7 protein-coding genes are annotated in these 9,696 nt (G+C 69.9%); 1 reads left to right on the plus strand and 6 read right to left on the minus strand.

Annotation, left to right across the window (positions count from 1 at the left end):
• Positions 1–178 precede the first annotated feature (178 nt).
• The 3 genes from HR086_RS40420 to HR086_RS40430 all read right to left on the minus strand — a co-directional run bounded on the left by HR086_RS40420 (position 179) and on the right by HR086_RS40430 (position 4,352).
• Complete coding sequence (locus tag HR086_RS40420; protein ID WP_174454629.1) at positions 179–1,747, minus strand: hypothetical protein; 1,569 nt, start codon at positions 1,745–1,747, stop codon at positions 179–181.
• The gene (locus HR086_RS40425) at positions 1,723–2,511 is read right to left on the minus strand and encodes a TadE/TadG family type IV pilus assembly protein (RefSeq protein WP_141644462.1); all 789 of its coding nucleotides are present in this window, start codon (positions 2,509–2,511) and stop codon (positions 1,723–1,725) included. The genes HR086_RS40420 and HR086_RS40425 overlap by 25 nt, the downstream gene beginning before the upstream one ends.
• Positions 2,512–2,810: 299 nt before the next feature.
• Entirely contained in the window at positions 2,811–4,352 is a 1,542-nt protein-coding gene (locus HR086_RS40430) for a DUF4388 domain-containing protein (RefSeq protein WP_174468278.1), read from the minus strand.
• 310 nt (positions 4,353–4,662) lie between these two features.
• On the opposite strand from HR086_RS40430, the gene HR086_RS40435 reads away from it, so the two are divergent.
• Entirely contained in the window at positions 4,663–4,962 is a 300-nt protein-coding gene (locus HR086_RS40435) for a hypothetical protein (RefSeq protein WP_141644464.1), read from the plus strand.
• A gap of 72 nt (positions 4,963–5,034) precedes the next feature.
• Here the strand turns inward: HR086_RS40435 and HR086_RS40440 are convergent, their stop codons facing one another.
• The 3 genes from HR086_RS40440 to HR086_RS40450 all read right to left on the minus strand — a co-directional run.
• On the minus strand, positions 5,035–5,868 hold the full coding sequence (locus HR086_RS40440; protein WP_174454627.1) for a hypothetical protein: 834 nt from the start codon (positions 5,866–5,868) through the stop codon (positions 5,035–5,037).
• Between the two features lie 33 nt (positions 5,869–5,901).
• Positions 5,902–7,107 (minus strand): radical SAM family heme chaperone HemW, encoded by a 1,206-nt coding sequence (gene hemW, locus HR086_RS40445; RefSeq protein ID WP_141644466.1) that lies wholly within the window; start codon positions 7,105–7,107, stop codon positions 5,902–5,904.
• A 13-nt stretch (positions 7,108–7,120) separates the two neighbouring features.
• The coding region (locus HR086_RS40450) for a plectin 1 isoform 8 (RefSeq protein WP_174468279.1) at positions 7,121–9,696 on the minus strand (2,576 nt) is incomplete at its 5' end.

Genomic DNA, 9,696 nt, shown 5'->3' on the forward strand with positions numbered 1-9,696 from the left:
GGATAGTCCTGCACGGCGTAATCCCAGACAGTGGACAGCGCCGTCTCCTGCGAATCCAGCGTGTGCCTCAGCAGGTCGTCCAGGAAGAGCGCGTACATGAACACGGGGATGATGACCAACATGCACAGCGCCGTCTCCACGGCGGCGGCGCCCCTGGCCGCGCGATGTCTGGAAGTCCTCACAGCGCAACCCCTTCCACCTGCGACATCTGGGCGGCTTCCGAGTTGCCCGCGGCCTCCAGCACCTGCTGCGCATCTCCCTTGGTGTAGGGGTGCAGCTTGGCGCGCCAGTAGGGCGCGAAGAGGTTGGGGGCCTCCTTCCAACCGTCGTCGCCGAAGCGGTGGTAGTAGACGAGCGACTTGGACATGGCCATGCCCTCGGTCGCCGCGACGGTGAGGTTTCCATCGCCTTGCTGGCCATGGGTGAGCTTCACCTGCGCCGAGGAGTTGAGCTCCCAGGGCGCGCGCTTCGTGTCGCCCACGCGGAAGCGCATGGACAGGTAGCTGTAGACGCGCGGCTGGCCCCAGTCCCGGTCCGGGTCCGGGTTGGCGCGGAACTTCATGAAGCAGTTTCCAGAGCCCGCGCAGCCGGTGAGCGCCCGGACGTTGACGCCCTCGAACCGATGCTGGCCCGAGTGTGCGCCATCACCCTTGTGGTCGCCGCCGCTGTCGTCGCTCCAGATTTCCGACTTGAAGGAGCTGAACCCGAAGCCGTGCTTCCATTGGTGGGTGATGTTGCCCTCATCCTGCGCCGCCACCATGGAGCCCTCGTTGCCCCCCTCCTGGCCGCCCTGGGTGAGCTGCCCATTGTCCTTCACCGTCTTGGCCGTCCCCCGGGTGCCGTTGATCATCTTCTGGGCTTCGTTGTTCGGGATGTCGTCCATCTCCTGGAAGAACTGGGCGTTGAGGTACTTGGGCTTGTTCATCGGGGAGCCCATTCCCGGGCTCGTCCGGGTCGCGGGCCATCCGGAGCGGGTCGCGTTGGCGATCTCCGTCATCACCCGCGCGCGGGCCTCTGGCGAGGAGTTGCTCTCGCTGCCCTGGCACTCCATCCCATCCACGGCGCAGTTGAACTCGTTGGCGTTGATGGAACCCACCGCCGACACGAGCTCGCTCGCGTTGGGCGCGGTGTAGCTCTTGAGCTGGGACAGGCCGTGGCTCCTGCCATCCTTCACCGCCTGAAGGGTCTTGTCGTGGACCGAGCGCTGGGCGGTGTGGATGTTGTCCACCATCAGGTCCAGCCCCTCCATGGCCGTGTTGAAGTTGGACTCGAAGTCCTTGACCTTGTCGTCGTAGTCGTCGCCGGCGTCACTGAAGTCGTTGGCGATCTGGATCGCCTCCGCGATGTGCTCGCAGTGGTCGCACATGAACTCGCACGCGACACACAGACCGAACTCGATGAGGGCGATCTGCATGAAGTTGTTGGACGAGGCCCGCATCATCTCGCCGGTGAGGCTGGCGGCGGACATGTATGCGTGCAGGCTGTTCATCGCCACGTAGGAGGTGGCGATGGCCCGGTTGCTGACCGCGTAGTAGTTGAGCGCGCGCGCCTCCAGCACCGCCATGGAGAACGACAGGGTGTCGCTGTGCTGCTGCAGGCTCATCTTCTGGCGCAGCGCGTGGCTCAGGTTGAAGCTCAGCGTCACCATCAGCGCGAGCACCAGGAACGACAGCGAGCCCAGGACGATGGCCTGCCCCCGCTGGATGCGACGGCGCGACCGGCTCAGTAGGAGAACGGGAAGATGCATGCGTTGCTCGCTGGCAGGGCGTTGGTGTTGAGATAGAGATTGGACTGCATCCGCATGGTGTACGTGGCGCGGATGGGCATGATGTAGATGCCCTGGCCGGCGGCGCTCTCGTAGGGGCTCTCCCCCGTGGCGGCGCCTCCGAAGCGGCGGGTGGAGACCTTGGCCTGCTCCGCCGCCTTCACCTTCCCCATGCGCATCAGCATCGGCATCTCACGGCCGCGCGCGGCCTGGTAGATGACCCAGTCCGCGAAGGGAATCAGCAGCCGGTAGTTGAGCGTGAGCTGGATGCGCAGCTTGGTGCGGTGGTTCTGCCGCCAGTTGGCCGGGCTGGTGTTCTTGGGGTCGTCGAAGTCGAACTCCGCCCCCCCGGAGACCTCTTCCTGCGTCGGGCCGCAGACGGTGACCTCCGCGTACTTCAGGTCCACGCCGGGCATCTCGTTGCTCTTCAGCTCGTTGAACTTGGTCTCGAACTCCTGCGCGCTGCCCACCGGGCGGGTGTACTCGATGCCACCCGCGCCACCGGCCCGGCTGCTGAGGATGGGCAGCAGCACCCCGAGCGCGGCGGCCTCCATGGTCTTCACGTTGGCGTTGTGGAGGGAGCCGGCTCGCACTGCCTTGTAGGCGGCGTACTTCGTCAGGAGCCGGGCCTGGTGCATCAGCCCGAGCTGGAGCGTGCCCAGGATGAGGAACACGAAGAGCGGCAGGACGATGGCGGACTCCACCGCGGCCTGGCCTGATTGGGTCGCTGTGGTGAGGGAGCGCATCCAGCCTCGCGAAAGGGCGCTGGGGTACCGCACGCCCCGAGCACCACGAAGTTACACTGACAATCTGATCTCGCGATTCACGACCCTAATGTTGCCGGCGCGGAGACGAAAACTTCGCGGGCCGTCATCGCAGGCTCGAAGCATCCCTCTCCCTGGGAAAAAAGCCGCGCCAGAAGACTCCAGGCGGCCACATGACCGATGGGTCGCGCCAAAACTCTCAACGGTTGCAAAAGCAAGTGACGCGAATGGCCATGAGCGCGCCCGCATGGCGGGCGGATGAGCGAGTCCCGTGCCCGGGTTCAGCGCCGTCGGGCGATCTCCTGGATGAGCTCCACGTAGCGGCGGTTCTTGGGGTTGAGCTTGAACGCCTTGCGGAAGGAGTCCTCCGCCAGGGCCCACTGCCCCTCGCCCTGGGCCACCTCGCCCAGGAAACCCCAGCCGTCCTCCAGCCCGGGTTCCTGGCGCACGACTTCCTGGAGTTCCTGGAGTGCCAGGCGGCCGTGGGCCTCCGGCTTCATGAGGTAGCGAGCCCAGGCGCGCCAGGCGTGATGCAGCGGCTTGGGTTCGATGTCGCAGGCGTATTCGAAGTACTCGAACGCGCCCGCGTAGTGCTTCGCGGCGAGCCGGCGTCGGGCTTCGTCAAACTGGGTGGTCGCATCCAGCAGGTCGGTGCGGATGCGGAACTGTTCGGCGGTGCTGGGGCGGCCCGTGGTGGCGCGCTCCTTCTCGCGGTGCGCCGCGCGGCGCTTGCGCCACAAGAGGTTCTGCTCCGCGTCCGACAGCACGCCGTACGCCTTCGCGGAGGCCGCCAGCAGGGCCTCCGCCTTCTCCTTCAGCTCCGGCGTCTGGAAGCGCAGGGGCGAGTACCGCTCCGCCCACGCGAGGAAGGCGCGGCGCAGGGGCAGGGGCTGCACGTCCTCGGGGACCTCCAGCAGGGCGAACGGGTCCTTGCTCCGGTGCGCGAGGAAGGCCGTCACCAGGGCGTCTCTGGCGGCCACGTCCTCGTCGGAGAACGGCGTGCCCCGCGCGGCGACGGGCTCCGGGGCGACGGGCTCCGGGGGTTGCGCCACGGGCACCGGCGCGGCGCGCGCGGACAGCTCCGCCGCCTTCGCGTCCGCGTCCTCCACGAAGCCCGCCACGCCCAGCAGGCACAGCGCGTAGAGCCGCCGCAGCACCGTCTCCGTGTCGAAGCCCGTGCGCTCCTGGAGTTCGTTGAACGTGGGCCGCTGCCGGAGCTGCTGCAACAGCCGCGCGTCCTTGGACGACAGCTTGGGCCCGGACTCCACGCCGGGCATCTGCCCGAATCTCCGCTCGTCCGTGAAGGTGAAGTGGGTGGCCACCGCGTCGAAGGGCATCACCCCTTCCACGCCGGTCAGGATGAGCTGCGCGGGGTTGGTCCGCACGCTCGCGTCCGGCGTCTCCGCGTCCGCGATGAGGCGGTACTTCGCGTCCACCCACCGGAAGCAATCCAGGAGCTTGTGGGCCAGGTTCGCCTGGAGCTGCTTGTACAAGTCAAAGGGGCTGATGAGCCCCTTCTGCACCAGGAGCCCGCCCATCTGCATGCCCGTGGAAACGCTCTCCGCCAGCGACTTCTGGTAGTCCGCCTCCGTCAGCCGGCCCTTCTCCACTAGGTACTTGCCCAGCGTCTCGTGCAGCAGGTTGGACTGGCACGCCACCGGCGAGCCGTCCTCGAAGAGGATGCGCTTCTCGCGCTGCCGCACCTTCAGCTCCAGCGTGCAGGTGCGCTCCTCCACCATCAGCGCATGCACCAGCAGGGGGAACGGCGTGTCGGCGAGCAAGCCCTCGCGCTGGCGGAGCACCTGCGACGGGGTGGGAAACATGGAGCGGTGCCTCGGCTGTGGACGCGAGAAGGGCTGGCCCCGGAAGCCTACGCTCCCCCTCGCTCCCGCTGTCCAGTGACTCCAGACATGTTCCAGGGAGTCGTACTTTCACGGAGAGATTCGAACAGCGAGCGAAGGCGGATTCACTCAGGGTGCGAAGCCTCACATGCAACCGTTGACGGCTCGCACGGCCAGGTGCGCCCGGGGCACCACGGTGACGCGGGGCGACGGCCCCTTGTGTCACTCGAACACGGCGTGGGCACCGCCCGGAGGGGCCTAGGATGGGGCTCCACACCCCTGGAGGACCCCCATGAAGTCACTCTCACGCAGCATCGCTGTCACGCTGCTCTGTCTCACCGCCGCCTGTGGCGGCTCGGTGGAGGACCCCGGTCAGGAGCTGGGCACGACGGAGCAGCACAGCCGGCCGTGCACGCACGAATCTCAATGTCCCAGCACCCAGACCTGCGTCGTGGGCACCTGCGTTCCAACGTGTGACCTCGCCGCGCCCACCGTGGTCTGCGGCAGCGTGCAGTGCTGCCCCGGGTACCTGGCGCCCAACGGCAACCAGAGCAAGCCGTACTGCAACTTCGCTTGCTACGACGGGCCCTGAACCCGGGCCCTCGCTTCACGAGCCGCGCGCCCGGGTCTGTCATTGCAACGCGGGCCCGCGCCGACCTCCAGGCTAGTCCACGTCCTCTTCCAGGCCGGTGGCCGAGGGCATCTCGCCGGAGTACCGGTCGCCGTAATACCCGTGGCGGCCGTGCGCGCGCGGGGCGAACAGGCCCAGCTGGTTCGCCACCGCCGCGCCCGTCCCCAGCACCAACGCCAGCAGCACCGCGTAGGTGAGAGGCCGGCTGGGGCGCGACAGCCACGCCCACCGGCGCTCGCGGCGACGCTGGAAGCCCGGCGCCGCCACATACTCGCCCCACGCCAGCTCTCGCATCCGCGCCGCGTCCGCCGCGCGCCCGTCCTTCGCCAGCGCGCGCGCCAGCAGATAGCGCCCCTCCACCGAGCCCAGCCGCACCGCGCAGAAGCGCTCCAGGGCTTCAATCGCGCCCTTCACCTCGCCGCGCTTCAGCCGGAAGCGGCCTCGCTCCAGGTCGATGGCGCCCTGCCGATAGCCCGCGTCCAGCTTCGCCGCTTCGTCCAACAGCAGCTCACCGCGGCGCGCGTCTCCGGAGCCCAGGTACGCCACGCCGAGGAGGTACAGGGTGTCCACGTCCTCGTCGCCCGCCTCCAGGTTGGGCTTGAGGATGTCCACGGCTTCGTCGTACCGCTTCTGCTCGACGCGGATGTCCGCCAGCTCGTGCCGCGCGCGCCGCTCGTGAGGATTGGTGAGGATGGTCCCCGCCAGCTCGCCCGCGCGCTGGAAGCGCTTGAACATGCGCACCGGGCTGGGCAAGAGCCGCCACGTGAAGCGGTCCGCCACGAAGATGAAGACGATGACCAGGCCCAGCGACAGCAACGGGCTGCCGGTCAGCAGGGTCAGGAACATCCACAACATCCACTTGCTCATAAGCTCCTCGACATCCCTCGCGCGCGCCGCTGACTAGAGCAGCCGCGCGCAGACGGCGCTGTGTACGTCCGCGCCCTTTTCCGTCAAAGCCAGCCGCCCACCCGTGAGCGTCGCGAAGCCGTGCTCCACCAGCCGCGCCACCTCCACCCGCCGCGCCTCCACCGACTGCCCGTACCGCTCGCACACCACTTCCCAGTCCACGCCGGACACCAGCCGCAAGCCCATGGACAGCCGCTCCGCGAACAGCTCCTCCGGCCCCAGCGCCTCCCGCCCCTCCTCCGGCAAGCGGCCCGCCTCCACCTCGCCCAGGTACTTCTCCGGGCTGCGCACGTTGACGTAGCGCGAGGGCTCGGGCGTCAGCAGCATGCCCGTGGCGCCCACGCCCAGCGCCAGGTACTCGCCCCCCGTCCAGTAGAGCGCGTTGTGCCGGGAGCTGAAGCCCTCCCGCGCGTGGTTGGACACTTCATAGCGGCGCAGGCCCGCCGCGCCATACACCTCGCGCACCACCCGGGCCATCTCCACCACGTCGTCGTCCGCGGGCAGCTCCAGCTCGCCGCGCTTGAGGCGCTTGGACAGCGGCGTGTCCTCCGCCAGCACCTCGCGCTCCACCGTCAGCGCATACGTGGACAGGTGCTCCGGCGCGAGCGCCACCGCCCGCCGCGCGTCCTCCTCCACCTGCGCCACGCTCTGCCCGTGCACGCCGTAGATGAAGTCCATGGACACCACCGGGAAGCCCGCCCGCCGGGCCAGCTCCACGGCGAGTTCCACCTGCGCGGCGTCGTGCGCGCGGCCCAGCGCCTTGAGCGTCTCCGGGCGGAAGGACTGCACGCCCAACGACAGCCGGTTCACCCCCGCGGCCCGATACCCCGCGAAGCGCTCCGCGTCGGCGCGCTCCGGGTTGCCCTCCAGCGACACCTCCACGCCGGGCGACACCGTCAGCCTGGCGGCGATGCCCTCCAGCACGCGGGCCACGTAGCGGGGGTGCCACAACGAAGGCGTGCCGCCGCCCAGGAAGATGGACTCCAGCGGCTTCGAGCGCAGCCCGGGCGACGCCGCGAGCCGCGTGTCGAGCTCCGCGAGCACCGCGTTCGCATAGCGCTCCTCGGGCACCTGCTTCGCTACCGCCACCGCGAAGTCGCAGTACGGGCACTTCGCGAGGCAATAGGGGAAATGCAGGTACAGCCCGAAGCGGGCCGCGGCCATCCCCGTGAGCGGGTCCACTGGTGCGTCGAACGGCATGAGGGGCAAACCTTTACTTCCGGCCCTTCAATTGCGCTTCGAGCTTCGCGATCTTCGCCTTGTAGCCAGCCGCCGCTTCGAGCGCCGTCTCGGCCGCCATCAGCTTTCGCTTCAGGTTCGCCGCGTCCGCCTTGAGCCCCTCCCGCTCGGCTTCCCAGTCGCCGGAACCGCCAGCGGGCTTTCCGCCCGCCTGCTTCTCGAGCTGGACCAGCTTCGCTTCCAGCGCCGCGCGAGCCTCCTGCTCCGTCCGGAGCGAGGACTCCGCGCGCGTCAGCTTCGCCTCCACCGCCGCTCGCGCCGCGTCCGAGTCCTTGGCCTGTCCCGCCTTCGCGCCGCGCGACTCCTCCAGCGCGGCCTCCGCCCGAGCCAGCTTCGCTTCGAGGTCCTTGAGCTTGCCCGCCTGCGAAGACTCCGCCTGAGACAGCTTCGCTTCCGTCGCGGACCGCGCGGCGTCCGCGTCCTTGAGCTTGCTCGCCTGCGCGGCCTCGGCCTGCGACAACTTCGCTTCGGCGTCCTTGAGCTTGCTCGTCTGCGCGGCCTCGGTCTGCGTCAGCTTCGCTTCGAGGTCCTTGAGCTTGCTCGCTTGCGCGGTCTCGGTCTGCGTCAGCTTGTCAGCGGCCGCCTTCAGCGCGCTCGCTTGCGCGGCCTCGGTCTGCGTCAGCTTCTCGGCGGCCGCCTTCAGCGCGCTGGCCTGAGCGGTCTCGGCCTGGGAGAGCTTCGCTTCAAGGTCCTTGAGCTTGCGCTCCTGCGCGGCCTCGGCTTGCGCCAGCTTCTCGGCGGCCTCCTTCAAGGCACTCGCCTGCGCCGCTTCGACCTGCGCCAGCTTCGCCTCGGTCTCCTTCTGCTTCGCGGCCTGCGCGACCTGGGCTGCCTGCGCCGCCTTGGTGGCCTCCGCCTTGGCCGACTCCAGCGCACCCTCCAGCATCTTCAAGCGCTGCTGGAGCCGCTCCGCCTTGTCCGCCTCCGCGCGCGTGGCCTCCAGCTCATCGCGCAGCTCCGCCAGCTCCGCCTCGGTGCCGCCCTTCCCCGCCGCCAGCGAGTCCGCGCGCGCTTCTTCTTCCGCGGCCCGCACCTGTGCGTCCGCGCGCTCGGCTTCCGCCGCCTCGCGACGCACGCGCTCCAGCGACACGTCTTCCTTCGCCTGCGCCAGCACGCCCTGCACCCGCGCCAGCTCCGCCTCACGCTGCCCGGAGGCGGTCTCCAGCATCGACACGCGCGCGGCCAGTCCCACGCGCTCGGCGTCCGTGGTCGCCGCCTTCATCTCCGCCGCGCCGACCTGCTTCTTCAGCGCCTCGCGCTCGACCTGCGCCGCCTCCAGCGCCGAGGTCAACTCGGCCACCTTGGCCTCGGCCTGCTGCGCCGCTTCGCCCAGCGCCGCCGCGTCCGCCTCCATCCTGTCGCGCAGCGCCACCTGCTCGACTTCCAGCGCCTCCAGCGCCTCCTTCAGCGCCGCCGCCTCCCCTTCCGCCACCGACGCCCGCTCACCGGCCTGCGACAGCCCCTCTTCGAGCGCCTGCGCACGCTCCGTCGCGCGCGCCTCCTCCGCCTCCAGACGCGACGTCAGCCGCGCCAGCTCCGAGGCGCGCCCCTCCAGCGCCTGCCGCAACACGGGCAGCTCCGCCGCTTCCGTGGTGCGCGCGGTGAGCGCCGCTCGCAGCCCGACGATTTCGGCGTCCTTCAGCGCCAGCGCCTTCTCCAGCTCGGCCGTCTGGCCCTGGAGCGTGCGCAGCCCTTCCTCCACCACCGCGAGCTGACGGCGCGCCTCGTCGCGCTCCTGCTCCAGCGTCTGCGCGCGCCCCTGCGACTCCTCCAGCGAGCTCTTGGACCAGTCGCTCTCGCTCTCCACCGCGCTCAGCGCGCCCTGCGCCTCCGCGAGCGCCGTCTCCAACTGCCCCGCGCGCAGGCTCAGCGAGTCGCGCTCGCCCGTCATCTCCTCCAGCTCGCCGCCCAGCCTCTCCACGTCCGCGACGACCTGCTGGTACTGCTCCTGGACGGCCTCCAGCGCGCCCTGCGACTCGGACTTCTCCGCCGCCAGCTCCGCCACGCGGTCCTGCGCCAGCGACAGCGCCTCCTTGGCGCCCACCAGCTCCTCGGCCACCGCGCCCCGCGACTCGCGCTCGTCCTGGAGCTCCGCCGTCAGCCGGGGGATCTCCGACTCCACCTCCGCCAGCGCGCGCGACAGGTCCTTGCGGTCCGCCTCCAACGAGGCCAGTTCCGCCTCCAGGCCGGCGAGCTTCGCCTCGGCCTCGGCGGCGCGCTTCTCCGCGCCCGACAGCGCCTCCGACGTCTGCACCAGCTTCGCGGGCGAGTCCTTCACCGCCAACAGCTGCGCCTTCGCCTCCGCCGCTTCCTTGCGCAGTTGGGTGAGCGACTGCTTCAGCCCGTTCACCTCCCCGTCGCGCTCCGCGTACAGCGTGCGGGCGCGGGCCAGGGTCTCCGTCTTCTGCCGGACCACCGCCCGGAAGTACTCCAGCTTGTCCTCTGGCGAGCCCCCCATGGGCATCCGGGGCTCGGACGCCTCGTTGAAGGGGTCATTGCCGGGCACCCGCACCGCCCGCGAAACCGGGGCCGGGGTGGCCGGGGCGATGG

The organism is Myxococcus sp. CA039A, from assembly GCF_013336645.1.
Taxonomy (GTDB): domain Bacteria; phylum Myxococcota; class Myxococcia; order Myxococcales; family Myxococcaceae; genus Myxococcus; species Myxococcus llanfairpwllgwyngyllgogerychwyrndrobwllllantysiliogogogochensis.